The sequence below is a fragment of the Acidovorax sp. BLS4 genome, assembly GCF_032929295.1.
Lineage (GTDB): Bacteria > Pseudomonadota > Gammaproteobacteria > Burkholderiales > Burkholderiaceae_C > Paracidovorax.
The window spans coordinates 4207276-4231900 of the sequence record NZ_CP136797.1 but is presented as its reverse complement, the minus strand read 5'-3'; the positions used below and the strand labels follow the sequence as shown (position 1 = coordinate 4231900).

Annotated in this window: 27 protein-coding genes; 18 read left to right on the top strand and 9 right to left on the bottom strand. The window is 71.7% G+C overall.

Annotated elements, in window-relative coordinates; translation table 11 throughout:
* Nucleotides 1-133 precede the first annotated feature (133 nt).
* Nucleotides 134-1096, top strand: coding sequence for a tetratricopeptide repeat protein (locus tag R1Z03_RS19460; RefSeq protein ID WP_317354150.1), 963 nt, complete (start codon nt 134-136; stop codon nt 1094-1096).
* 63 nt (nt 1097-1159) lie between these two features.
* Here the strand turns inward: R1Z03_RS19460 and R1Z03_RS19455 are convergent, their stop codons facing one another.
* Nucleotides 1160-1864 (bottom strand): hypothetical protein, encoded by a 705-nt coding sequence (locus R1Z03_RS19455; protein ID WP_317354147.1) that lies wholly within the window; start codon nt 1862-1864, stop codon nt 1160-1162.
* A gap of 413 nt (nt 1865-2277) precedes the next feature.
* Between R1Z03_RS19455 and R1Z03_RS19450 the strand changes: the two genes are divergently transcribed.
* The 4 genes from R1Z03_RS19450 to R1Z03_RS19435 all read left to right on the top strand — a co-directional run bounded on the left by R1Z03_RS19450 (nt 2278) and on the right by R1Z03_RS19435 (nt 7282).
* Nucleotides 2278-2706, top strand: coding sequence for a thermonuclease family protein (locus tag R1Z03_RS19450; RefSeq protein WP_284403489.1), 429 nt, complete (start codon nt 2278-2280; stop codon nt 2704-2706).
* 108 nt (nt 2707-2814) lie between these two features.
* Entirely contained in the window at nt 2815-4095 is a 1281-nt protein-coding gene (locus R1Z03_RS19445) for an MFS transporter (RefSeq protein ID WP_317354141.1), read from the top strand.
* 235 nt (nt 4096-4330) lie between these two features.
* Nucleotides 4331-5917 (top strand): DUF1800 domain-containing protein, encoded by a 1587-nt coding sequence (locus R1Z03_RS19440; RefSeq protein ID WP_317354138.1) that lies wholly within the window; start codon nt 4331-4333, stop codon nt 5915-5917.
* Nucleotides 5918-6013: 96 nt separating this feature from the next.
* Entirely contained in the window at nt 6014-7282 is a 1269-nt protein-coding gene (locus tag R1Z03_RS19435; protein WP_317354135.1) for a DUF1501 domain-containing protein, read from the top strand.
* Nucleotides 7283-7310: 28 nt separating this feature from the next.
* Here R1Z03_RS19435 and R1Z03_RS19430 read toward each other — a convergent pair whose 3' ends face one another.
* Nucleotides 7311-8279, bottom strand: a complete 969-nt coding sequence (locus R1Z03_RS19430; RefSeq protein WP_317354132.1) for a DHHA1 domain-containing protein — start codon at nt 8277-8279, stop codon at nt 7311-7313.
* Between the two features lie 160 nt (nt 8280-8439).
* On the opposite strand from R1Z03_RS19430, the gene R1Z03_RS19425 reads away from it, so the two are divergent.
* Nucleotides 8440-9075, top strand: a complete 636-nt coding sequence (locus R1Z03_RS19425) for a glycine zipper family protein (protein ID WP_317354129.1) — start codon at nt 8440-8442, stop codon at nt 9073-9075.
* Between the two features lie 32 nt (nt 9076-9107).
* Here the strand turns inward: R1Z03_RS19425 and R1Z03_RS19420 are convergent, their stop codons facing one another.
* Nucleotides 9108-9326, bottom strand: coding sequence for a hypothetical protein (locus R1Z03_RS19420; RefSeq protein ID WP_272564024.1), 219 nt, complete (start codon nt 9324-9326; stop codon nt 9108-9110).
* A 127-nt stretch (nt 9327-9453) separates the two neighbouring features.
* Complete coding sequence (locus R1Z03_RS19415) at nt 9454-10083, bottom strand: FMN-binding negative transcriptional regulator (protein ID WP_284403473.1); 630 nt, start codon at nt 10081-10083, stop codon at nt 9454-9456.
* Nucleotides 10084-10166: 83 nt separating this feature from the next.
* Here R1Z03_RS19415 and R1Z03_RS19410 point away from each other — a divergent pair, with 83 nt between their 5' ends.
* The 4 genes from R1Z03_RS19410 (at nt 10167) to R1Z03_RS19395 (ending at nt 13410) form a co-directional block, all read left to right on the top strand.
* Complete coding sequence (locus R1Z03_RS19410) at nt 10167-11663, top strand: PLP-dependent aminotransferase family protein (protein WP_317354122.1); 1497 nt, start codon at nt 10167-10169, stop codon at nt 11661-11663.
* Nucleotides 11664-11742: 79 nt separating this feature from the next.
* Complete coding sequence (locus R1Z03_RS19405; RefSeq protein WP_317354119.1) at nt 11743-12513, top strand: pseudouridine synthase; 771 nt, start codon at nt 11743-11745, stop codon at nt 12511-12513.
* 188 nt (nt 12514-12701) lie between these two features.
* The gene (locus tag R1Z03_RS19400) at nt 12702-13205 is read left to right on the top strand and encodes an MgtC/SapB family protein (RefSeq protein ID WP_272569737.1); all 504 of its coding nucleotides are present in this window, start codon (nt 12702-12704) and stop codon (nt 13203-13205) included.
* A 61-nt stretch (nt 13206-13266) separates the two neighbouring features.
* Nucleotides 13267-13410 (top strand): hypothetical protein, encoded by a 144-nt coding sequence (locus tag R1Z03_RS19395; protein WP_272564027.1) that lies wholly within the window; start codon nt 13267-13269, stop codon nt 13408-13410.
* A 71-nt stretch (nt 13411-13481) separates the two neighbouring features.
* Here R1Z03_RS19395 and soxR read toward each other — a convergent pair whose 3' ends face one another.
* Complete coding sequence (gene soxR, locus R1Z03_RS19390) at nt 13482-14090, bottom strand: redox-sensitive transcriptional activator SoxR (RefSeq protein WP_317354113.1); 609 nt, start codon at nt 14088-14090, stop codon at nt 13482-13484.
* Nucleotides 14091-14204: 114 nt separating this feature from the next.
* Between soxR and R1Z03_RS19385 the strand changes: the two genes are divergently transcribed.
* From R1Z03_RS19385 to R1Z03_RS19375, 3 genes are all read left to right on the top strand, one after another.
* Complete coding sequence (locus R1Z03_RS19385) at nt 14205-14741, top strand: RidA family protein (RefSeq protein WP_317354110.1); 537 nt, start codon at nt 14205-14207, stop codon at nt 14739-14741.
* Between the two features lie 66 nt (nt 14742-14807).
* Nucleotides 14808-16052, top strand: coding sequence for an MFS transporter (locus tag R1Z03_RS19380; RefSeq protein WP_317354107.1), 1245 nt, complete (start codon nt 14808-14810; stop codon nt 16050-16052).
* 135 nt (nt 16053-16187) lie between these two features.
* The gene (locus R1Z03_RS19375; RefSeq protein WP_272564030.1) at nt 16188-16445 is read left to right on the top strand and encodes a hypothetical protein; all 258 of its coding nucleotides are present in this window, start codon (nt 16188-16190) and stop codon (nt 16443-16445) included.
* 80 nt (nt 16446-16525) lie between these two features.
* Here the strand turns inward: R1Z03_RS19375 and R1Z03_RS19370 are convergent, their stop codons facing one another.
* The gene (locus R1Z03_RS19370; protein ID WP_317354102.1) at nt 16526-17458 is read right to left on the bottom strand and encodes a succinylglutamate desuccinylase/aspartoacylase family protein; all 933 of its coding nucleotides are present in this window, start codon (nt 17456-17458) and stop codon (nt 16526-16528) included.
* A gap of 210 nt (nt 17459-17668) precedes the next feature.
* Here R1Z03_RS19370 and R1Z03_RS19365 point away from each other — a divergent pair, with 210 nt between their 5' ends.
* Nucleotides 17669-19345, top strand: a complete 1677-nt coding sequence (locus R1Z03_RS19365; protein ID WP_317354099.1) for a hypothetical protein — start codon at nt 17669-17671, stop codon at nt 19343-19345.
* An 81-nt stretch (nt 19346-19426) separates the two neighbouring features.
* Here the strand turns inward: R1Z03_RS19365 and ylqF are convergent, their stop codons facing one another.
* On the bottom strand, nt 19427-20458 hold the full coding sequence (gene ylqF, locus R1Z03_RS19360) for a ribosome biogenesis GTPase YlqF (RefSeq protein WP_317354097.1): 1032 nt from the start codon (nt 20456-20458) through the stop codon (nt 19427-19429).
* Between the two features lie 80 nt (nt 20459-20538).
* Between ylqF and R1Z03_RS19355 the strand changes: the two genes are divergently transcribed.
* Nucleotides 20539-20784 carry a hypothetical protein gene (locus R1Z03_RS19355; protein ID WP_272564034.1) on the top strand — a complete coding sequence of 82 codons (246 nt, stop codon included), beginning with the start codon at nt 20539-20541 and terminating at the stop codon, nt 20782-20784.
* Nucleotides 20785-20797: 13 nt separating this feature from the next.
* Nucleotides 20798-21127 (top strand): oxidoreductase-like domain-containing protein, encoded by a 330-nt coding sequence (locus R1Z03_RS19350; RefSeq protein ID WP_317354094.1) that lies wholly within the window; start codon nt 20798-20800, stop codon nt 21125-21127.
* A gap of 43 nt (nt 21128-21170) precedes the next feature.
* Here R1Z03_RS19350 and R1Z03_RS19345 read toward each other — a convergent pair whose 3' ends face one another.
* Complete coding sequence (locus tag R1Z03_RS19345; protein WP_272564035.1) at nt 21171-22049, bottom strand: LysR family transcriptional regulator; 879 nt, start codon at nt 22047-22049, stop codon at nt 21171-21173.
* Between the two features lie 152 nt (nt 22050-22201).
* On the opposite strand from R1Z03_RS19345, the gene R1Z03_RS19340 reads away from it, so the two are divergent.
* Nucleotides 22202-23113 (top strand): NADP-dependent oxidoreductase, encoded by a 912-nt coding sequence (locus tag R1Z03_RS19340; RefSeq protein WP_317354089.1) that lies wholly within the window; start codon nt 22202-22204, stop codon nt 23111-23113.
* A gap of 135 nt (nt 23114-23248) precedes the next feature.
* Nucleotides 23249-24028 carry an SDR family NAD(P)-dependent oxidoreductase gene (locus R1Z03_RS19335; protein WP_317354086.1) on the top strand — a complete coding sequence of 260 codons (780 nt, stop codon included), beginning with the start codon at nt 23249-23251 and terminating at the stop codon, nt 24026-24028.
* A 66-nt stretch (nt 24029-24094) separates the two neighbouring features.
* Here the strand turns inward: R1Z03_RS19335 and R1Z03_RS24970 are convergent, their stop codons facing one another.
* Complete coding sequence (locus tag R1Z03_RS24970) at nt 24095-24409, bottom strand: DUF6678 family protein (protein ID WP_372588171.1); 315 nt, start codon at nt 24407-24409, stop codon at nt 24095-24097.
* Nucleotides 24410-24625 lie beyond the last annotated feature (216 nt).

Genomic DNA, 24625 nt, shown 5'->3' with positions numbered 1-24625 from the left:
GAATCGCTACTTAATTGATAGCAATATGCCCTGGATTTCATTGTGCTGGCGGCTTTTTTGCCGAATATTCGAGCCGCTGGCGCTTCGGGCCGGGCAGGCGCAGCACAATCGCTCCCCCAAAAGGAATGGAACCGTGAACCCCGCTGATCTTTCGCTCGAACCCGTCGAGACGCCCGAGGCCGTCCGCGCCGCTGCCGCGCGCGTGTGCCCGCGCTGCAGTCACACCCGGCAGGCCACCGATACCGCACCGGCCTGGCAGTGCCCCCGGTGCGAGGTGGCCTACGACAAGGTGCTTCCCACCAGCGTGGCGGCGCGGCAAAAGCCCGAGGGCGCCCGCGCCCGGCCGGCCGCCGCCCCCGGCGACAAGCCCTGGACCCTGATCGTCCTGGCCGGCGGCGTGGTGGTGCTGATGGCGCTGATGGGCTGGAAGTGGAACCACAACAAGGCCCAGGCCGCCGAACGCATCGCCCGCGCCGAAAGCGATGCGCGCGCCCTGCAGATCGCGGCGCAGCGGGAAGGCATGGAACAACTGGCCCGGCTCGGTGCGGCCGAGACCCAGTGGCGCCGCGGCCAGGGCCTGGACGTTCTGCCCACCGTGCGGGCCATGGCCCAGCAAGGGCACCTGCGGGCCATGGTGCTGCTGTCGGCCATGCTGGACGAGGGCAACGGCATCCCCAGGGACCATGCCGAGTCCATACAGTGGCTGACCCGGGCCGCCCACCAGGGCTCCAGCCTGGCGGCGGTGCGGCTGGGCGCCATCTACCAGGAGGGCCGCGGCGGAGAACCCCGCCAGATGTCGCTGACCGAGAACTGGTACCTGCGCGCGGCGCGCCAGGGCGATGCGGCCGGGCTGTACCGGCTGGGCGACCTCTATGCCAACGGCGCAGCCACCGTGGCCCAGCGGCCCGTTGCCGCCTACATGTTGCTGGAACTGGCCGACCGCCTGGGCCGCGGCAACCCGGAAGACCCGCTCACCCTGCCCCGCTACGGGGCTGTGCACCTTCAGCTGCTGGCCCGCAGGATGGGCCCGGTCGATATCGCCGAAGCGCGGCGGCGCGCCGATGCGTGGAAGCCCGGGAAGCCGCTGGACCTGTGACTGGACGCGCGCGGGCCCCAAGGCCCGGCGCCGCCGCCCCACCGTCGCTGCCCCGCCGCCCGCTCAACGGCGGCGCCACCACAGCATCAGGCCCAGAAACACGGCCCCGGTGAAAAGGGGCATCCACGGCATGAGCCGTTCCACCGGGTTGGACGAGCGCATGCCCGACCACACCTCCAGCCGCACCCGGTCCATGCGCAGATTGCTCACCCCTGCGAACTCCAGCACCGGCGGGACCGTGCGGTCTTCCTTGAAGCTCAAGGGCGCCGCGGCGCCGGCCATCTCCACGACCTGGCCGGCGCGCACGCCCCGTGCGGCGACCTGGGGCACGGCACCCACGCGCGATGCGCCATGGATGGACCAGCCCGCCATCCAGCGCGCGCTGGCATCCCCGTCGGCCAGCGCCACGCCCGAGACCCACACCACCAGCGTGTAGGGGTTGCCGCTGCGGGGCAGCGCCATCTCCTCGCCCGTCCAGGCCTGGGTCTGGGGCGGTGCGCCTGCGGAGCGGTCCGCATCGGCGGTGTCTTTTCGGTCCTGGAACAGCGCGAACTTCGCCAGCGCTTCGGCCGGCAGTTCCTGGGTTTGCACCAGGCGCTGGCCCCAGGGCTGGGGTGCGCCGCTGGCCTGGGCGGGCAGCGACGCCGTACCGAGCGCGCCCAGGCCCGCGAGCGCGATGCCGGCCGCTCGGGCCCTGCCACGGCGGCACGCCGCCCGCGCGAAATCGAATGGGGATGTGGATGTGGATGTGTCGTGCCCCGTTGCCATGCCCTCGTGTCCTTGGTGTCGTGTGCTGTCTGCCTGCGCAGCCACGTCAGGGGGCGCATGCGGACGGCAGTGTATCCAGTGGTTTCAGGCTGGCCAGTAACACGCTACTTTTTTGATAGCGCAATGCCCTAGTACTGATTGTCCTGGGAGCATTTTTCGCCTGGAGCGCCTGCGTTGCGAGCGCCCCTCCACCGCATGCCGAAGTTATGCCCGCCCTCTGTGGGCCGTTCTGTGGACAACCCCAGGGACAACCCGCCGGATCGGCGCAGGCAGTGGCTTGCAGCCCGGTGCCTGCATTTTGGGCAGTGGCGGCCGGGCGCGGCCGGCGCCTTTCCGGGGTGCGGCTATAGTGCGCGGCCGGCACGGCCCCTGCGCCCGCCTTCATTGCATCCCCTCCCCCGCTCCGATCCCCCGTGCCCATCGCCACCCTGCTCTGCCTGGTCGTCGCCGTCAGCGACGGCGACACCCTCACCGCCCGCTGCGGCGACCGCCGCCCGATCCAGGTGCGCCTGGCCGCCATCGACGCGCCCGAGCGCCGCCAGGCGTTCGGCCCGCCGTCCCGCCAGAACCTTGCGCGCCTGTGCCTGCGGCAGAAAGCCACGCTGCAGACCGTGGCCCGCGACGCCTACGGCCGCACCGTGGCGCACGTGCGCTGCGGCCAGGGCGATGCGGCCACGGCCCAGGTGCGCGCCGGGCTCGCCTGGGTGTACACGCCGCGCGCGGCCGCCTACCCGCAGCTGGCGGCGCTGCAGCGCCAGGCCCAGGCCAGCCACACCGGGCTGTGGTCGCAAAAGCGCCCGCGCGCCCCCTGGGACTACCGGCGACAGCACCCGCACGGATAAACCGGTAGCATGCGGCGCTGACTTCCCACCGTTGGAGCCGCCCGCCGCGTCCGCCCGTCCGCTGGCCGCACAGGCTCCGGCCAGCCACCCTCCAGCCTCCCCAGCGCCGTGCCCGACCTTCCCACCGCCTCCCCCGCTCCCCCCGTTCCTGGCACCGAAAGCGTCTACCGGCACCGCGGCTTCCTCGCCTTCCTGATCGCCCGCCTGGTGGCCGTGTTCGCCACCCAGGTGCAGGCCGTGGTCGTGGCCTGGCAGGTGTACGACCTCACGCGCGAGCCCATCGCCCTGGCCTACGTGGGCCTCGCGCAGTTCCTGCCCATGCTGTGCCTGCTGCTGCCGGCCGGCGACCTGATCGACCGCGCCAGCCGCCGGCACATCCTGGCCGTGAGCTGGTCGGTGGGCGCGGTGTGCAGCGCGCTGCTGTGGTGGCTGTCGGGGCACGGCACGGCGGGCGTGGCGGGCATCTATGCGGCGCTGGTGCTGTTCGGCTGCTCGCGGGCGTTCTCGGGACCGGCGCTGCAAAGCCTGCTGCCGCAGATCGTGCCGCGCGCCCAGCTGGCGCAGGCCATGGCCACCAACAGCATGCTGATGCGCCTGGCCAGCATCACCGGCCCGCTGATCGGCGGGGTGCTGTATGCCACCGGCGGCGCCTCGTTCACCTACCCCGTGTGCTGCGCGGGCTTCGCGCTGGGCGCGCTGCTGCTGTCGCGCGTGACGGTGGCGTATGCCGCGCCGCCCTCGCCGACGCAGGGCCGCATGTGGGACCGCTTCGGCGCGGGCATCCACTTCATCCGCACGCGCCCGATCATCCTGGGCACGATCTCGCTGGACCTGTTCGCCGTGCTGCTGGGCGGCGTGGTGGCGCTGCTGCCCATCTACGCGCACGAGGTGCTGCACGTGGGTCCGCAGGGCCTGGGCGCGCTGCGCAGCGCCATCGCCATCGGCGAGGTGGGCGCGGGGCTGTTCCTGACCCTGCGGCCCTTCAACCGCCACGTGGGACGGCGCATGTTCATCGCGGTGGCGATCTTCGGCGCGGCCAACCTGGTGTTCTCTCTGTCGCACTGGTTCCTGCTGTCGTTCCTGGCCCTGATGGTGGCCGGCGCGGCCGACATGGTGAGCGTGTACATCCGCGGGGCGCTGGTGCAGTTTTCCACGCCCGATGCCATGCGCGGGCGGGTGAACGCGGTCAACATGCTGTTCATCGGCTCGTCCAACGAGCTGGGCGAGTTCCGCGCCGGCACCAGCGCGGCGTGGCTGGGCGCCGTGCCGGCCGCGGTGGCGGGCGGGCTGTGCACCCTGGCGGTGGTGGGCGCCTGGACGCTCCTGTTCAAGCCCCTGCGCGACGTGGACCGCTTCGAGGAAGCGAGCGAGGAACGCCAGCGCCGCTGACGCTGAACGCCCAGCGGTTGACAGCGGTTACCAAAAAGTCAGCAGCCCGCTCATTCGCTCATATTTCGATAGCAATATGCTCTAGTGGACATTGCGCTGCGGGCGGTTTTGGCTTGAAGCTTTTTTGGCTGCCGCGGATACATCTGTATCCCGGGCGTAAAACCCCTGCGGCCCCCCTTGCCGCGCCCCGCGCCGCGCTGCACCATGGGCACCGTTTTCCCCATGGAGCCCTGCCATGACCCCCTCGCCCTCCGCTTCGACCGCCCTGCCCCTCACCCGCAGGCACTGGCTGGGATGGACTGCCGTGTCGCTCGCCGCCGCCGGCGGCGGCGCCTGGGCCGCCAGCAGTCCGGGGGGCGCGCCTCCCGGGCTGGACGATGCCGGCAGCGTGCGCCTGCTGGACCGCATTTCGTGGGGCGCCACGGCGGCCTCGCAGCAGGCGCTGGCCGAGGCCGGCACGGCGGGCTACCTGGCCGCCCAGCTGCGCTCCGCCCCCGCAGCCCTGCCGCCCGAGGCCCAGGCCCAGATCGACGCCATGGCCATCACCCGCACCCCCATGGAGGTGCTGGCCATCGACATGCAGGGCCGCCAGCAGGCCATCAAGGACCTGCCCGACGAGGAGGCGCGCAAGGCCGCGCAGGAGACCTACCAGCGCGACATGCGGGCCCTGCAGCGCGAGGCCGAGCGCCGCTTCGTGCTGCGGGCCGTGTACTCGCCCGCGCAGCTGCAGGAGAAGATGACCTGGTTCTGGATGAACCACTTCAGCGTCTTCGCCGGCAAGGCCGACATCCGCGCCATGGTGGGCGACTACGAGGACCGCGCCATCCGCCCGCACGCGCTGGGGCGCTTTCGGGACCTGCTCGGCGCCACCGTGCGCCACCCCGCCATGCTGCGCTATCTGGACAACGCGCAGAACGCCGCCAACCGCATCAACGAAAACTACGCGCGCGAGCTGATGGAGCTGCACACCCTGGGCGTGGACGGCGGCTACAGCCAGCGCGACGTGCAGGAGATGGCGCGCGTGCTCACCGGCCACGGCGTGTCGCTGCGCCCGCTGGGCGAGCCGCCCCCGAAGCTCAAAGCCGAGTGGACGCGCCAGTACGTGCGCCACGGCCTGTACGAATTCCACCCCCAGCGCCACGACTGGGGCCCCAAGGAGCTGCTGGGCCAGCCGCTGCAGGGCCAGGGCATGGCCGAGCTGGACGAGGCGCTCGACCGCCTGGCCCGCGCCCCGGCCACGGCGCGCTTCGTGTCGCGCAAGCTCGCCACCTACCTGGTGGGCGATGCGCCGCCCCCGGCGCTGCTGGAGGCCATGGCCGAGTCGTTCACCCGCAGCGACGGCCACATCGCCGCCGTGCTGCAGACGCTGTTCGCCAGCGCGCCGTTCCAGGCCTCGCTGGGCAAGCGGCTGCGCGACCCGGTGCAGTACGTGATGGCCGGCCTGCGCATGGGCTATGCCGACCGCGTGCTGGCCAACCCCGATCCGGCCCTGTCGTGGCTGCAGCGCCTGGCAGAGCCCTTGTATGGCCGCGCCACGCCCGACGGCTACCCGCTCGATTCGGCCGCGTGGACCAGCTCGGGCCAGATGGCCGTGCGCTTCGAGGTGGCGCGGGCCCTGGCCGGCGCGGGCGCGGCCGCGCTCTACCGCCCCGACGGCGCACCGCCGCCGCGCGTGGCGCCCCCGGCGCTGGCCCAGAGCGCCTACTACCGCGCGCTGGAGCCGCAGCTGGCCCCGGCCACCCGCGTGGCGCTGGCGCGCGCGGCCTCGCCGCTGGAATGGAACACCTTCCTGCTCAGCGCGCCGGAGTTCATGTACGCCTGACGCGGCCCGGCCGCACGGCGCTCTCCGCCACCCGCAGCCCATCCCCGCCTCGCCCCCCCGTTTCGCTGTTCCGCTGTTCCGCTGAAAGGCTTCGCCATGACGCACTTCTTCACCCCCCGCCGCCCCGGCCCTTCCGGGGCCGGCCCCGCCCCCACCCGCCGCCAGTGCCTTCAGGCCCTGGCCGCGCTCGCCGCGCCGGGCGTGCTGCAGGCCAGCCTCGCGGCCACGCCGCAGGCGGTGGACGCACGCTTTTTGCTGGTCTTCCTGCGCGGCGGCTACGACTGCGCCAGCCTGCTCGTGCCCACCTCCAGCAGCTACTACTACGAGACGCGGCCCAACATCGCCATCGCCAAGCCAGGCGACGCCGGGGGCGCGCTGCCGCTCACCGCCGACTGGGGCCTGCACCCGGCGCTGGCGGGCTCGCTGATGCCGCTGTACGAGAAGAAGCAGGTGGCGTTCGTGCCGTTCTCGGGCACCGAAGACCTCACGCGCAGCCACTTCGACACGCAGGACAGCATCGAGCTGGGCCAGCCCGTGGGCGGGCGGCGCGACTACCGCTCGGGCTTTCTCAACCGCCTGGCCACCGAACTGGGCGTGCAGCCGCGCTGGCACGACCACCTGTCGCCCATGGCCTTCACCGACACGCTGCCGCTGGTGCTGCGTGGCGGCTACGACGTGCCCAACACCGCCCTGGGCGCCGCGGGCGCGGCCAAGCCCGGCATCGACGACCGGCAGGCCGGGCTGATCGCCTCGATGTACGGGGGCACGCCGCTGGCCGCCGCCGTGGCCGAGGGCTTTCAGACGCGCGACGAGGTGGCGCGCACCATGCAGGGCGAGATGGATGCCGCCAGCCGCAACGCGCTGAGCACCAAGGGCTTCGAAGGCACGGCACGCCGCATGGCCCGGCTGATGCAGTCGCGCTACAACCTGGGGTTCGTGGACGTGGGCGGGTGGGACACGCACGTGGGCCAGGGCAACGCCACGGGCGCGCTGGCCAACCGCTTCGAGGAGCTGGGCCGGGGCCTCGCGGCCTTCGCCAACGAGATGGGGCCGGCGTGGAACCGCACCACGGTCGTCGCCATCAGCGAGTTCGGCCGCACCTTCCGCGAGAACGGCAACCGCGGCACCGACCACGGCCACGGCAGCGTGATGTGGGTGCTGGGCGGGGGCATCGCGGGCGGGCGCATCGCGGGCGAGCAGCAGGCGCTGACGGCCACCACCCTGTTCCAGAACCGCGACTATCCCGTTCTGAACGACTACCGCGCCGTGCTGGGCGGCCTGTTCGCCCGCACCTACGGGCTGTCGCCCGCGGCCCTGGCCCGCGTGTTCCCGCAGACCCGGCCGCGCGACCTCAAGCTGGCCTGAGGCCGGGCCGGCGCACCTGGGGGCCGGCTCAGGCGGCCGTTCCGGCCCCGGCCGCCGGAGCGGGGGACGCCGCTGCATCGAACACGCCGCTCAGCAGCTCGGGCAGGCGCTCCGCCCCCATTCGGAACCCGCAGGCCTGCGCATGGCCGCCGCCGCCCATGCTCTCGGCCAGCACCGAGCAGTCGAAGTTGCGCTGCGAGCGCAGGCCCACTTTCACCTTGCCCTCCTTGCTGACGATCCACATCAGGGCGAACGTGCCGCACTGCTTGGACAGCATCTCGCCGATCAGGCTGTGGAAGGCGCCCGGGGCATTGACCATGAGGCCCTGTTTGCCGTTGAACGTGATCGGCTGCGCGCCGCCCGCCACGTCAGCGGCCAGATGGCGAAACTTCTCGTCCATGGCGTTGCCGCGGGCGACGAAGGCGGCGGACTGCTCGGGCGTGAACGCGGCGATGGCCTCCCAGCGCGCGAAGTCGAAGGGCTCCATGTCCAGCGCGGCCAGGTAGCCGGCGCTCTCGGGGTAGGCCCAGGCCCAGATGTCGCGGTCTTCCACGTAGCGCACCAGGTCGGGCAGCGGGGTGTCGGGGTAGAAGAACTCCCACGCCAGCCGCGCGCCCGACTTGTCCATGTCGAAGTGCACCACGCCGCAGCGGCAGGCAAAGCCGGTGAGCTTTTCGGCAGCGCTCTTGTGGTGGTCCAGCATGACCAGCTTGGCGGCGCGTTCGTCGATGGCGCCCAGGATGTCCGGCGCGAAAGAGAAGTCGAGGATGTACACCGCCCGGCCCTCGAGCGCGGGCAGGTCGTCCACCGACTGCACCTGCCCGTGCGACAGGCCCACGCACTCGGCCTGGCCGCCGTAGTAGCGCCAGGCGGCCAGCGCGGCACCGAAGCCGTCGGCGCAGCGGCCGTGGTACAGGACCAGGGGGTTGGGATCGTTCTTGTCCGGGTGCACCAGCAGTTGCAGGGGCAGGAGGGTTTTCTTCGTGGGGATCGTCATGGGGCGCATTGTCGGGCACTGGGCCTGGGCAATGGTGCGGAGCACCCGGAGCCGGGGCTTGGCAGCGGGAGCGGTTTGGCTGTCCAATGCCCCTGGGCCGGCGCCCGGTGCCTTGCAGGCCTGCTGCCGGGTGTACGACCGAATCCGCAAGGAGTTTTCGATGCGCAAGCTGTCCCTCTGCGTCCTGGCCCTGTTCCTGGCCGGCTGCGCCACGCGCGGCGCGGACAGCCTCTCGCTCGGCGCGCCCGGCAGCGCGGGTCATCCCACCGATCCCGCGCGCCAGGCGGCCGATCTGGCCGACTGCCAGCGCTACGCCAGCCAGATCGGGGTGGCCAGCGAGACCGTGGACGGCCTGGTCGCCGGCGCCGTGCTGGCCGCCACCGTGGTCTGGGCGCTGGGCGGCAGCCGCAACGCGGTGCAGGATTCGGCGCTGATCGGCGGGGCGCTCGGCGCCACGCAGGGCGTGCAGGCGCTGGAGCGGCGCCAGGGCATCGTCGCCAACTGCATGGCCGGGCGCGGATACGCCGGCAGCACCTACCCGGCCGTGGCCGCCGTGCCGGAGCCCAACCAGCCCGCCCGCTCGGCACACGCCGACTACACGCCCCTGCCCGCGCGCGCCATCGGCACCGACACGTTCAATGCCGAGCGCCTTGCGCGCGACCAGTCCTGCACCGCCACGCCCATGGCCTGGCTGGCCGCCAAGGGACCGGGTTTCGAGACCTACACCGTGCCCTGCAGCAACGGCGACGCCCTGGCGATCCGCTGCGAATTCGGCCAGTGCCGCGTGCTGCGCTGAGGCGCGGCCGGCAGCGCAGGGCCCGCGGCACGTCAGGGAAGCGCGGCGTTTCCGGCATCCAGCGCCGGAGGGCGCAGCAGGTCTTCGTTGACGCCCATGGTCTGGCTGGCGCGCTCCACCGCCTGCCACAACGGCGCGGGCATCTGCAGGATGTCCTCCGGTGAGCTGGAGCGCGCGATCCATGCACTGATCTGGAAATGCTGCTCGTGGGTCAGCAGGTCAAGGTTCAGCATCTCGTCGATGGTCTTCATTGCAATCCGATTCCTGGGCAGGGGCCATGCGGGCACCCCCGGGGCGAAATGCCCGGGGTGGTATGGACCACATGGTGCCATGAGCGCCCAGGTCAAGCGGCCGGGGGCGCTCGCGGCCACCCACCCGTCAGGGGGCGGACGGCGGGCGCATCCTCCCGGCCAGGTCCCCCTGGCCGCGCGACTGCAGCGCGTCGGCGGCGCCGGCGATGTCGCGCGCCTCGCGGTTCTGGCTCAGCTTGGACTTGCCCACCAGCGCGGTGAGCGCGATCTCGATGCCCACGATGTGCTGCAGCAGGCCGTTGATGAATTCGGGCGACGAATCGCCCATCTTCCAGGGCCGGGGCTCGGCGGCCTCGTGCTGGCGCGTCAGCCGCGCCACGATGCGGCGCACGAAGCGCTCGTCGTCGTGCACGGTCAGCACCCCGTGCGCGTGCACCACCTCGTAGTTCCAGGTCGGCACCAGGCGGTGCGACTCGTGCTTGCTCGGATACCAGTTGGGCGAGATATAGGACTGCGGGCCGTGGAACACCACCATGACCGGCGTGCCCGTGGGGCAGCGCTGCCACAGCGGATTGGCGCGGGCCACATGGGCCGACAGCCGGCCGAACGGGCCCACCTCCGGGTCGAACTCGAACGGCAGGTGGTCGGCGTCCAGGCCCCCTTCGCCGTGGGTGACCAGCGTGCCCAGAGGGTGCTCGCGCAGGAGGCGCTGCAGGGCTTCGGGCCGGTTTTCGGCGAAATGCGGTGGGATGTACATGGGAGGGGCTCGGTCGGAATGCGGTGCCCGAGACTGTCATGCAGAACCGGCACAATCCGAAGAGCCAGTTTTTCACCATTTCAATGGACCAGTTCCACCCCCCTGCCCCGCCCGGCATCGGCCGCCGCATCTACGACCTGCTGCGCGCGCAGATCGCCGACGGCACGCTGGCCGCCGGCGCGCGGGCCCCGTCCACCCGGGCCCTGGCCACGGACCTGGCGGTGTCGCGCACCACGGTCACCGCGGCCTACGAGCAATTGGCGGCGGAGGGCTTTCTGGTCACCGCCCCGGGGCGGGCGGCCCGCGTCGCCCTGGCGCCCGCCGCCATCGCCCGGCCCCGGGCCGACCCGGGCGGCGGGGGCCCGCCCGCCCCGGCGTTGTCTGCCTTCGGGCAGCGCCTGGCCGGCATGGACCTGCCCGCGCTGCCCGCTGCGGAGCCCGCGCGCATCGATTTCCTGTATGGCGCGGTGGCCTCGCGCGACTTCCCGGCGCTGGCCTGGCGCCGCGCCTACCAGGCCGAACTGCTGCGCCACCAGCACAGCCTGCGCTACATCCCGCCCGAAGGCGATGCCGCCCTGCGCCGCGCCATCCAGGGCTATCTGCGGCGCGCGCGCGGGCTGGCCTGCGATACCGAGCAGATCCTGGTGGTGCACGGCTCCCAGCAAGGCATCGACCTGTGCGCGCGCCTGCTGCTGGACGCGGGCGACGCCTTCGCCTTCGAAGAGCCCGGCTACCTCATGGCGCGCCGGTGCTTCGAGGCCACGGGCGCGGGCCTGTGGGCCGTGCCCGTGGATGCGCACGGCCTGGACACCGCGCAGCTGCCCGAGGACGGCCGCGTGCGCCTGGCCTATGTGACCCCCTCGCACCAGTTTCCCCTGGGCGGCGTGCTGCCCATCGGCCGGCGCATGGCGCTGCTGCAATGGGCGCAGCGCCACCGCGCGTGGATCGTCGAGGACGACTACGACGGCGAATTCCGCTACGGCCAGCGCCCCATCGACGCGCTGCAGTCCATCGACCCCGATGGCCGCGTGATCTACATGGGTACCTTCTCCAAGGCGCTGTCGCCCCAACTGCGCCTGAGCTACCTCGTGCTGCCCACGGCCCTGGCGGCGGTGTTCCGCCAGGCCAAGCGCATGGCCGACCGGCATGCGCCGGTGCTGGAGCAGCGCACGCTGGCCGCGCTGATCGAAACCGGCGCGTACGAGCGCCACGTGCGGCGCACCCGGCGCGAGCACGAACGCCGCCGCGCCGCGCTGGCCGATGCCATCGCCCGCCACCTGCCGCCCACCGCGGAGCTGGCGGGCACGGCCGCGGGACTGCACGGCGTGCTGTGGCTGCCGTTCGTCCGGCCGCAGGACGAGCCCGCCCTGGCCGAGGCCGCGCGCACGCAGGGCGTGGGCATCTACCCCGTGTCGCCGCTGTTCGCCGACGCGCAGCGCGGCGGGCCGGCGCGGCCAGGCGGGTGGGTGCTGGGGTATGCGAGCCTCACGGTGGAGCAGATCGAGCAGGGCATCCGGATCCTGGGGCGCATCGTGGCCGCCTGGGGCGCGGGGGCGCCCGCCCCGGTGCCACCGCATTGAGGGCCGGCCCGACAAGCGGAGGGTGCGGTTATCCTGCCCGCCGACCCCGCCCCGGCCCCATTCCCCTTTTCCGCACTGCATGCCCCCCCTGCACATTCTCTGGCGCGACGAGCACCTCGTCGCCGTGTACAAGCCCGCCGGCTGGCTGGTGCACCGCACGGGGCTGGACGCGGGCGAAACCCGCTTCGTCATGCAAACGCTGCGCGACCAGATCGGGCAGCACGTGTACCCGGTGCACCGGCTGGACAAGGGCACCTGCGGCGTGCTGGTGATGGCGCTGCACCCGGCCGCGGCGCGCGCGCTGTCGCAGGCCTTCGAGCACCACGCGGTGCGCAAGCGCTATCTCGCCCTGGTGCGCGGCTGGATGCCCGATGCGGCCGAGGTGGACCACGCCCTGCGCCCCGACGACGCCCCGCCCGACGCCCCCGTGCAGGACGCCCACACCACGCTGCGCTGCCTGGCCCGGCTGGAACTGCCCGAGGCCGCCGACCCGCGCTTTCCCGGCACGCGCGCGTCGCTGGTGGAGGCCCTGCCCACCACCGGGCGGCGCCACCAGATCCGCCGCCACCTCAAGCACCTGGCGCACCCCATCCTGGGCGATGCCACGCATGGCAAGGGCCCGCTCAACCGCTGGTGGGCCGAGCGCCTGGGCCGCCAGCGGCTGTGGCTGCACGCCTGGCACCTGGGCCTGGCGCACCCGGCCACAGGCGAATGGCTGGCCCTGGACAGTGGGTTGCCCGACCCTTGGGCGGCAGCCCCCTCGGCCGCCGCCACGGGTCCGGACACCGCCGGCGATGCGATCGACTGGCAGCAGCGCGTGTTCGCCCTGCCCTGGCGATCTGCCGGATGATCGCCCGGTGCCACCGGCCGCGTCCTACCTGATGTGTCGCCCATGGCCGCTGGAAGGGGTGCGGTTCGGCGCCGACATTGGTCGGCGGTGACGCGCTCCCCCGCACCCCGTCCTTTCATTTTTCTCATGAGGTATTTCCGGATGACCCAGACCTGCCCCCTTTCCCTCCTCCTGCACGGGGCCCGTCGATGATGGGCTGGTGGGACCAGATCGCCACCACCGTGGCCGCCGAATTCTCCGACCTCACCGACCTGGGCCAGGCCACGCGCATCGTGGTGCGCCTGGGCATCGCGGGCCTGCTGGGCGGCCTGCTGGGCTGGGAGCGTGAGAACAAGGGCAAGGCGGCCGGCGTGCGAACCCACATGCTGGTGTCGATGGGCGCGGCGATGTTCGTGCTGGTGGCGCAGCAGGCCGGCATCAGCGCGGGGGACAACAGCCGCGTGCTGCAGGGCATCGTGGCTGGCGTGGGCTTCCTGGGCGCGGGCACCATCCTCAAGGGCGACGGCGAGAGCCAGGTCAAGGGCCTGACGACGGCTGCCGGCATCTGGCTCACCGCCGCCATCGGCGTGGCGGCCGGCCTGGGTCTGGAGGCCACGGCGGTGCTCAGCACGCTGCTGGCGCTGGCGATCTTCAGCGCCGTGCCGCTGCTGCAGCGCCTGACGGAACGCGACAGCCACCCGGACACCAAGTAGCGGCCTTCGGCGTGTACCATCGCGCCACGGTCCCATCCGGCGACCCGCAACGGAGCACTCCATGGCCAAAGGCGAACAGCGCAGCAACAAGATGGCGAAGAAACCCAAGAAGGACACTTCGCCCCCCAAGGAAGGAAGCGGTTCCGACCGCCCCATGGCCCCCATCACCGCAGTGATGCCGCGCGGCAAACTGAAGAACAAGTAACGGCAACGGGCCACGGCCCCACCGGAGCCGGGCCCTGCCGCCCGGCCCAACCACAGCGGCCTGCCCTGGTTTCACAGCGCAGGCCGCTGTTTTTTCTTCTTGGGCGCGGGCCAGATCCACTGCGGCATGGCGGGTGCCCCGGGTGCGGCGGCCGCCGCAACGGCAGCCGCAGGGGCGGCGGCGGCCTCGAAATGCGGCCCCGGGCCGGCCTGGGCCAGCAGGTCCTGCGCGTTGCGCAGCGGGCAGTCCTTGAGCGACAGGCACCCGCAGCCGATGCAGCCGTCGAGCTGGTCCCGCAGCTGCGTCAGCATGCGGATGCGGTCTTCCAGATCGCTCTTCCACGCCGCGGACATGCGCCGCCAGTCCGCCGCCGTCGGCGTGCGCCCCTGCGGCAGCGCCTGCAAGGCTTCGGCAATGCCCGACAGCGGCACGCCCATGCGCTGGGCCACCTTGATGACCGCCACGCGCCGCAGCACCGATCGCGGATAGCGCCGCTGGTTGCCCGTGCTGCGCACGCTGGCGATGAGCCCCTTGGATTCGTAGAAATGCAGCGCCGACACCGCCAGCCCGCTGCGCGCGGCGACTTCGCCGACCGTCAGTTCGGGGGTGGGACCGGGCGCGGCGGGGGATGCCGGTGGGAGCGTGGCACGGGGCGGACGGGCAGAGTGGGCTGGTGGCATGGCAAGCGTCGGGAGCGAAGCGGCGACGGCAAAAGTCGAAAAGTCGCCCAGGGTTGACCTCAAGTTTAGTTGAGGTTTGATACTGCCCACTTTCCACTTCATCCCCACCGGTCCATGTCCCTCGCCTCCGCGCCTGCCCCATCCGCTCCGTCCGCCGCCAACACATCCGCCCCCGCGCTGCAGCCCCACGGCCCGGCCGCGGCCGCGTACGTTCCGCCACCCGGCGGCCAGCGCGCCGCCCCGCTCGCCCTGTCCTTCCTCAACCCGGACGGCCTGTACGACCCGCGCCCCAATGGCTATTCGCACCTGGCCGTGGCGCAAGGCGCGGCGCGCACGGTGCACGTGGCCGGACAGGGCGGTGAAGATGTGCAGGGCCGGCTGGCCGACGGTTTCGCGCAGCAGGTCGCCCAGGCCCTGGCCAACCTCGGCACCGCGCTCGCCGCGGCCGGCGCGCAGCCCCGGGACGTGGCCAAGCTCACGGTGCTCATCGTGGACCACAGCGAGCAGCGGCTGCAGACGTTCGGCCAGGCCCTGATGGCGATGTGGGCCGGCGCCCCGGCGCCCGCCTGCACGCTGATTCCCGTGCCGCGCCTGGCGCTCGACGGCATGCTGTTCGAGATCGACGCCCTCGCCTACGTGCCTGCCGGCTGACCGGCCGCCGCTTCCATCCACTCCATCCCATCACCTTCGCGCCCGCCTCCGAGAATCCCGCACCGCATGCCATCCCGTACCCTGCCCGCCGCCCCATCCTCCTCCCGCCCCGACACGTCTGCGGGCCTGTCCACCCCCGTGCTGCTGCTGATGGCGGTGGCCTGCGGCCTGTGCGCGGGCGCCAACTATTTCAACCAGCCGCTGCTGCACTCCATCGCCGTGCACCTGCAGGTGTCCGAGGGCACGGCCGCGCTGACCGTCACCTTCGCGCAGGTGGCTTACGCGGTCGGCTTGCTGCTGCTGGTGCCGCTGGGCGACAAGCTGGAACGGCGGCGGCTGATCGCCACGCTCATGGTGCTGGCGGCGGCGGGGCTGTTCCTGAGCGGGTTTGCCGACCGCTTCGCGCTGCTGGCGCTGGGCACGCTCATGACGGGGCTGTTCTCGGTGGCCGCCCAGGTGCTGGTGCCCATGGCGGCCGCGCTGGCCGCGCCCGGGCGCAGCGGGCAGGCCGTGGGCCTGGTGATGAGCGGGCTGCTCACCGGTATCCTGGCCGCGCGCAGCGTGGCCGGCCTGCTGTCGGGCCTGGGCGGCTGGAACCTGGTCTACCGCGTGGGCGGCGTGGCCCTGCTGGTGGTGGCCGCGGCGCTGTGGTTCGCCCTGCCCACGCTGCGCAACCCCCACCCGCCGAGCTACGGGCAGGTGCTGCGCTCGCTGGGCACGCTCGCGCGGCGGCACCCGCGGCTGCGCAGCCGGGCGCTGCTGGGCGGGCTGTCGTTCGCCTCGGTGAGCGTGCTGTTCTCCACCATGGCCCTGATGCTGGCCGGCCCCGCCCACCGCCTGGGCGATGCGCAGATCGGGCTGGTCGGGCTGGCGGGCGTGGCCGGGGCGCTGATGGCCAACGTGGCCGGCCGACTGGCGGACCAGGGGCGCGAGCAGCTCACCACCCGCGTGTCGGTGCTGCTGGTGCTGGCCAGCTGGGCGGCGCTGTGGCTGGGGGGCACGTCCATCGCGTGGTTCCTGGTGGGCATGCTGGCGATCGACCTGGCGCTGCAGGGCGTGCACATCAGCAACCAGAACGTGATCTACCAGTTGGCCCCCGAGGCCCGTTCGCGCCTGAACGCGGTCTACATGACTACCTACTTCACCGGGGCGGCGCTGGGCTCGGCGCTCGGCTCCGCCGCCTGGCAGCGCGGCGGGTGGAGCGCTGCGTGCCTGGCCGGCGTGGGGGTGGCGGGGCTCAACGCCCTGGCGATGGTGCACGACGCCCGGCTGGCGCGGGGTGCGCCGGCTCCGGCCGCGCCGCCGGCCTGACGCCTTCGGGCGGCGATTCTTGCACCGCAGCAATTCGGGAACGGGTCCGACACGCCGGCCCTGGCGCCTGCCATGTAATGGGTTTCAGCTGCGCGGGTTCCGTGCAGCCCCCGCAACCCCGAGGAGGACCATCCCATGAAGCAACACGCCACCATCCGCGGAGAAGTCACGTACCGCGAAGGCGACGGCATGCCGATCGCCATTCCCGAGGGCCCGGTCGAACTCGCCCACGCCCCCGACAGCGTGACACTGAGCTGGACGGCGGACAACGACGCCGCCGGCCTGGCCGCCATGCCGCGCGACCAGTACGAGCTCTACGTGCAGGACGGCAAGATCCTGCCCAAGGGCGGCCAGGCGGAGCAGGAAGACCACGTGGCCCCGGCCAGCGCCTGACCTCCCCCGCCATTTCATGACCCAACCGCTGCAGCGGCGGCCGCCCCCGCCGCCGCTGCACGCCATTCTCAACCTCAGACTCAGGGCACGGGGCGGGTGAGGTACACCGCCTCGCGGCCCACGATGGGCGCGCGCGTGGGCATCATCACCGTGCAGCCGTCGCACAGCGCGCGGATCTCCTGCGCGCCGTCGGTGGCGATCAGCTCGCCCTCGGCAAACACCTCGAACCCCACCAGTGGCCGCGTGAAGCGGAACTCCGGCGTCGTCACCATGCAGGTTTGGAGCAGCTCGTAGCGGCGCTGCGGACCGGGCGCAGGCCGCTCGCGTTCGATCAGCCCGAAGTACCCCAGAAAATCCAGTGCCGCCGTGGTGGCCACCTCGCCCGCCGAGCGCAAAAAGTGCTGCCCGCACTCCACCACCAGCCCCGTGCCCGCGCCGCCCGCCTCCCCCAGGCGGCCGTGCTGGATCAGCGGCGTGCCCGACCCCAGCCCGCTGGGCATGAGCAGGTGCACGCCCGGCCGGCCGATGGCGCAGGCCACTTCGGTATTGCGCGAATAGGCGGGGTACACCCAGAACGGCTCCACGTCCTGGCTGGTGGAGTGGATGTCCAGCACGTGGTCGGCCGCGGCCACCACGGGGCGCAGCTCGCGCGCGCGGCGCATCTCGATGCTGTCCAGGCTGCCGTCCAGCTCGGCGGCCGACCACACGCGGTTGAGGTTGTGGTCGATCTGGCGGCTGTCGAACGGTCGGCTCTCGTCGAACGATTCGTAGGCCTGCACGTTGGCGAAACTGATGGTGAGCGTGCCCTTCAACGGGCGCACGCCGCTGTCCAGCAGGTGCGTGGCGGCCACCATGCCGCAGATCTCGTTGCCATGCGTGAGCGCATTGATGAGCACGTGCGGCCCGGGCTGGCCCGAGGCGAAACGGTGCACGTAGGGGATGCCGGTGTTGCCCTCGCGGTAGGCGGACAGATCGCGGGGCAGGACTTCGAACAGGGGCGGGGTGAGGGTCATCGCGGTGCGGCGGAGGGCGCCATTGGCTGCGGCGGCCCGTCCGGGGTGAAGGTGGAGGGGAAGCCGGCCATCGTAGCCGCACCGCGCGGCCTTTGCAGGGCCCGGCGCGGTCCCCGTCACGCCATGCCGGACACCGGAATGGGGCTCTTGTACGATCGCCGGCACCGGCCCCGCCCTGGGGAGCGGTCCGCGCAACCCACCCCCCTGTCCATGACCCCGCCCTCCATCACGTGGCTCCCGCTCACGCAAGCGCATGCGCGCTGGCCCGGTGGCTGGCGCGAGGCATTGGCCAGGGCGCACGGCACGGCCCCGCCGCTCGCGGACACCAGCCGGGTGTGCTGCGTGGAGGGCCCTCTGTCGCTGCCCGAACTGGCCTGGGATGGGACAACGCCCTGGCCGCCCGGCACGTGGGCGGATGCCTTCGCCCTGCCTGCCGGCGCGCCCGCGCCCGCACTGCTGCTGGTGCACGGCGACCTGCACGTGGCGGGCGCCGTCACCGCCCCCGCACCGGGCATGGCCGCCCCGGCCCTGGTGGTGTGCGGTGATGCGCACTGGGGGCATGCGGTGTTGGAAAACATGCCGGTGGTCATCACCGGCGACCTGCAGGTGGACGGGCTGCTGTGGGGCGGCGGTGCTGATCCGGCCGAGGCGGGGGCAGCCGGACCCGGCCTGGACGTCGGCGGCTCGCTCGGCGCACAGGTGGCGCTGTTCACCGGCGGCTATGGCCTGCGCACGGGCGGCGAGGACCGGGTGGCCTACCCCTTCGGCGCCCCGTTCGGCGGCCAGGACCTGGCGGCATTCTCTGCGGAGCCGCTGGCCGCCGTGTTCGATCCGGCCTGCCTGCACGGCCTGGCCGTGGGCGAGGACGGCCGCCTGGGCGCCCTGCCCGACCGCGCCGCCGTGCGGGCCGCGCTGTACGCCGGCCGGCCCGTGCTGCGCAGCCCCGACGCCATCGCCGCCGACCTGGCGAGCGACACCGCGCTGTGCCCGGGCGGCGCCATGCACGCCAACCACCTGCGCCAGTTGCTGCGCTCCCGCCTGCTCGATGCCGCCCACAAGAAAGCCACCGGCTGGTTCGGCCAGACCGACTTCCTGCTGTGCCGCCAGCACGTGGACGACGAGGGCGACACCTACGGCGACGGCCTGTTCATGACCGTGTGGAAGACCTGGGACTTTCACCTGTCCATCGACGACCGCACCGCACGCCAGGGCTGGTGGCAGCGGCTGACCGCCCGCCTGCGCGCGCCGCCGCCACCGCCCCGCAGCGACGGCCTGGCCGTCATGCACCGGCGCTATGCCGCAGGCGTGCCCGGCCCCTGGGAACCGCTGGCCGAGGATGGGGACCCCGCCGCGCTGCAGGCCTGCCTGCACGCATGGCACGGCGTGCTCGACCATGCCCGCCGGGCCGCGGCCCAGTCACGCGCCGGCCACCCCGTGTGGCGGCGGCTGGAGGCGGCGTTGTCCCCCGCGCGCATCGAGGCACTGGCGCAGTTGCCCGTGTTCACCGAGCAATACAACGACTGGTGGGGCAGCGAGCGCAACGGCTGGTGGGAGGGCGACGTGTGGGTCGGCGTGCGCCAGCCCTGCATGCACCAGGGCGAGCCCTGGGGCCTGGCCCTCAAGCTGAGCTGGCGCAACGGCACCGAGGCGCCGGGCGACGCGCCCGACGACGCACACGCCGCCTACCAGCTGGAGATCGAGGCCGCCGCCCCCGGCGCGCCGCCGGTGGTGCGCATCACCTGCGCCCAGCGGCAGTCCGATCCGCGCCACCCGCTGCCGCGCCACGCCGTGGACCATGCGGCGCGCCTGCTGCGCTGGTTCACGGTGCTGGAGCAGCGCCTGCATGCGGCGCACGGGGGTACGGCGCAAAGCGGTAACGCCCCGTGATTTGCTATATATTTAATAGCAAATCAGGCAATTGATACTAGGGCATGGGCCGGTTTTGACTCAAACCGGCAGGCCTGGGCGTCAATCCCCGCCGCCGTCCCCGCCCCCATCGCTGTCGCCATCGCCGTTGCCATCGCTCTCCGGCGCCTGCGAATCGCCCTGGCCATTGCCATCGTCGCCGCCCCGGCTGCCGCGCTTGCGGCCCCGGGCTTCCTTCTTGGCGGCGCGCAAGGCTTCCTGCCGGGCGCCCTCGGCCTGCCAGACCTCGAACTCCTCGGGCGTCTCCAGCGTGATGCGGCCCAGGATGGCGGTGCGGAAGTCCGTCATCACCAGCTCGGCCGCCTTCTGCAGGTTGACGCGCCCGCCCGCCATGATGGCGCCGCGCTTGCGGGCCACGGCCTCCAGGATCTCTTCGTCCTGCAGGTTGCCCACGGCGCCCGCCGGCAGGCCCAGCTTGTAGCGCGCCTCCATCAGCGGGACGTAGTGCTGCTTGAGGTAGCCGATCAGTTCCAGCGCCACCTCCTCCTCGTCGTATGCATTGCGGCCGATGGCGCCGCTGGCGGCCAGCTTGAAGCCGCTTTCGGGCACGGTGATGCGCGGCCACAGCATGCCGGGCGTGTCCCACAGATAGAAGTCGTCGGCCAGCGTGATGCGCTGCTCCAGCTTGGTGATGCCGGCCTCGTCGCCCGTCTTGGCCTGGCTTTTCTGGCTGAGCGTGTTGATGAGCGTGGACTTGCCCACGTTGGGAATGCCGCAGATCAGCACCCGCATCGGCTTGGCCATACCGCCGCGCTGCGGCGCCAGCTGGTGGCAGGCATCGACGAGGCGCCGGGCCGGCGCGGGCTCGGAGGCATCGAGCGCGATGGCGCGCGTCTCCGACCGGGCGTTGTACCAGTCGAGCCACAGCGGCGTGCGCGCGGGGTCGGCCACGTCCTGCTTGTTGAGCACCTTGACCGCCGGCTTGTGCCCGGTCAGCTCGGCCAGCAACGGGTTGCTGCTGGAGCCGGGCAGGCGCGCATCCAGCAGTTCGATCACCACGTCGATGTCCTTGATGCGCTCGCCGATCGCCTTGCGCGTGAGGTGCATGTGACCGGGAAACCACTGGATGGCCATGGAGAGTCTTTCGCTTTTTTGAGGGGGTTCGAGGGCGACAAGGATAATCGGCCCTGTCTTCACCTTCCGCACTGGCCTACATGCCCCTTCCCCCACCCCCCGTTCACCGCCCCGATCAGAAGCACGACAAGGAGTTGCTGTTCAAGGGCGTGACCTGCGCGCTCATCGGCCTCATCGTGCTGCTGGCACCCTACGTGGCGCGGTCGTCCAGCGTGGCGGACATGATGCGGCAAGCCTCCCTGGTGGGCTGGTTCGCCCTGGTGCTGGGCGGCGCGTTCCTCGTGCGCTACGCCATGCGCCGCTATGGGGGCCGCCGGCGCTACTGAGGGGAGCAGCGACTTGACGCAGGAAGCCGCCGCCCGCGGGCCGGCCGCCCCGTTCCCGATCGCTGCGGTGCCCGCCCCCTCGGCCGACCTGCCCGGGGCGCGAGCGATGTTCGCCACCTTGATCGAGCGCGCTGCAGCGCGGGCCGTCGCGCTGCGCCCGCCCCCGGCCGAACCCACCACCTGCTGCGGCCGCGGCTGCAACGGCTGCGTGTGGGAGGGCTTTTACGCCGCCGCCGAGTGGTGGCGGCAGGATGCGCTGGAGGCGTTGCAGGCCGCAGCCTCTGCCGTCGCGCCCTCCGGGCCGACGGCGCGGCCATCCAGCCGCAGCGCCAACGATTTTTAGCTTCCGCGCCCGATGGCCTTGCGCGCTTTCGCGCATGCCCACCTCAGGCGAAATGATCGCAGAGGAAATCCACGAAGGCGGTGACCTTGGGGCTCACGAGCCGGCGTGATGCGTGCAGCACCCAGCCTTCGGGTTCCGCCCCCTGCACCACGCCCCATTCGACGATGCGCCCGGCGGCCAGGTCCGGCGCCACGGCGGTCCGGGGCACCAGGGCCGGGCCTGCGCCCGCGAGCACCGCGTTCCGGATGAGCAGCGGGGTCGAGTAGCGCAACAGGGGCTTGGGCAGGTAGGTGCGCACGCTGCCGGCCGGGTCGACCACCGTCCAGGCCCCCGCCACGGTGCGGCCCGTGCGCATGACCGCCGGGAGTTCGATGCCGCCGCCGGGTGCTGCGGCATTCGCTGGCGGCAGGGGCCAGTCCGGCGGCGCGACCAGCAGCAACTGGTCGCGCAAAAAGCAGCGGCCGACCAGCGTGTCGTCCGGCCGCGGATTGAAGCGCACGACGATGTCGTAACCGTCGCCCACCAGATCGACGAGGCGGTCTTCCGCCGTGACCTCCAGCCGCACCTCGGGGTGCGCGCGCAGAAACGCCGCGCCCAGTTGTCCCATCGCCACGTGCGCGAACAGCAGCGGTGTGCTGACGCGCAGCACGCCGCGCGGCCGGCCGATGCCGGACTTCAGCTCATCGACCACCTGCGTGATCTCGCCGAAAGGATCGGCCGTGCGCGAATGCAAGAGGGCGCCCTCCGGCGTCAACTGCAATTTGCGGGTGCCGCGCTCGACGAGGCGCACGCCCAGGGCGTCCTCCAGCGCCCGCACCCGGCGGGACAGTGTGGCCTTCGGCACGCCGCTGGCGCGGCTGGCGCTGCCAAACCCGCCGTGGGTCGCCACCCGGTTGAAATCGGCCAGTGCCGTGATGTCCATGCTTTGTTCCATTGATGAGACGCCATGTCCAGATTTCTCGGACTATGCACCATTCATGAGCCACTGAACAATCACGGCGTGGGCAAGCAGTGGCCGCCAACCGGCCCGCTTCACTGCCCGCTCCCTCCACCCCATCAGCAAGGAATGCCCCCATGAAAGCAGTACGGTTTCACCAATACGGTGGTCCAGAGGTTCTGGCCATCGAAGACATCGCGAAGCCCGCGCCCGGCCCCGGCCAGGTGCGCATCGCGGTCAAAGCCGCAGGCGTCAATCCGATCGACTGGAAACTGCGGGCCGGCTACATGCACGCGATGATGCCCATCGCCATGCCCGCCGGCAGCGGGTTCGACGCGGCAGGCATCGTCGATGCCGTGGGCGAAGGCGTGTCCGGCGTGGCCGTGGGCGATGCGGTCTTCGGCAAGGGCATCGACACGATGGCCGAATACGCCGTCCTGCAGGAATGGGCCGCGAAGCCCCAGGGGCTGTCTTTCGAAGAAGCCGCAGGCTACCCGGTCGCGGTCGAAACGGCCACGCGCATCATTGCCGAAGTGGGTGTGAAGCCGGGCGAGACGCTCCTGGTCAGCGGCGCCGCCGGGGGCGTGGGATCGGCCGTGATCCAGCTGGCCAAAGCCGCCGGCATCCGCACGATCGGCACCGCCAGCGCCGCCAAGCACGACTACCTGCGCTCGCTGGGCGCCACCCCGACGACCTACGGGCCCGGGCTGGCCGATCGCGTGGCCGCCCTGGCGCCGCAAGGCGTTCAAGCCGCACTCGACATTGCCGGCTCCGGCGTCATTCCGGAACTGGTGGCGATCACCGGCGACGCATCGAAAGTGCTGTCGATCTCCGACCTGTCGGCCCCGCAGCACGGCGCCAAAACCTCGTTCGAACCCATGGACGCGGCCCTGGCCAGCAAGGCGCTGGCGGGTGCGGCATCGCTGTTCAACGCCGGCGCATTCCAATTGCCCGTCGAACAGACCTTTCCGCTGGACCGCATCGCCGACGCGCATGAACTCAGCGCCCAAGGCCACGTGACCGGACGGCTCGTCATCACCATGCACTGACGGATCGCAGGCCGGGCCCTCACGGCCTGGCCTCTTTCAACCCCATCGATTTCCCCAGCGGCGCCTGGAAGGCTGCGTGCGGAATCCAACGACCGTCAATCTCCACCTTCAACCGTCAGGCAACAAGGCCACACCATGGACATCAGCAACAACACCGTCCTGATCACCGGCGGTTCGTCCGGCATCGGGCTGGAACTGGCGAAGCAGCTTCTGCACCTCGGCAACACCGTGATCGTCACCGGCCGCAACCCCGCCAAGCTGGCGGCCGTGAGCCGCTCGCTCCCCGGCATCCACACCCGGGTTTGCGACGTGGCCGACCCCGCGTCCATCCGCGCGATGCACCAGCCGCTGCCCCAGGAGTTTCCGGCACTGAACGTCGTCATCCACTGCGCCGGCATCATGCGAAAGATCAATCTCCAGAGCCCCACGGACGATCTGCAAGGCCTGACCCAGGAAGTCGAAACGAATCTGAAAGGCACCCTCTGGGTCAACCAGATGTTCCTGCCCCACCTGAAAAAGCAGCCACGCGCGGCGATCGTCAACGTGTCTTCGGGATTGGCTTTCGTGCCCATGGCCATCGCGCCCATCTACTGCGCGACCAAGGCGGGCCTGCATGCCTATACACGGTCGCTGCGACTGCAGCTCAAACGCACCCGCGTGCAGGTCTTCGAGCTGGCGCCACCGGGCACGGATACCTCGCTGTTCTCTGGCGATTTCACGAAGGAAGATGTGGGCGGCGTCACCCCGATGCCGGTCGAAACCCTGGTGAAACATGCCTTGGCCGGGCTGCGAAAAGACACGCTGGAAATTCGGCCGGGGTTGAGCAACGTCTTGAAGATCGCATCGCGCATCGCACCGAATTTCATGTTCGCGCAGCTGGGCAAGTCGGTGGATTTGATGATGCGGGACCACTGAGCTGGGCGAGCGATCTTCGCCGCCAATGTGTGCAACGGCGCGGCCAGGGGCTTTCCCGTCCGCCCGTCAGACAGCGCTCGACTCCGGTGATGGACCGCCGCCCCTCTCACGCCAATCTGGCTGCGGCCCAGGCCGGGTATAGCCCCACACCCGAATGACTCCCGCTTCCACGGAATAGGGAATGCGGTGGTGCTTGAGGACCTCTTGCAGCCACTGTGTCATGGGGGCTGCCGCGTCCACCACGTGGTTCTCCGGCTTGTTTTGCTTTTGGGCATTCCATGCCGCTGCGCCGTGGCAAAGGCTCCCTGGACCTTGGGGGCTTGCTGCGGCGCAGTCGCAGAAAAACGCAGGTGGCCTCAGCGCCCGAGGGTCCGATGACATCGGGGTCGCCTCCCTTTGCCTGCATGGCCTGGAGCCCCCTGACCTGTTTGAGGTTGCCTTGTCAGCGGGGCATGGACCTCAGCCCATCCGACGCCCGGGTATCTGTGCGGGTTCTGCTGGAGACCTGCTGCAACGTTTTCACGACGGAGTTGCCTGGCTCTGCATTCATGCCGCCTTGGCTTGGCGAATGAACGAAATGAAAATCAAAATCATCAT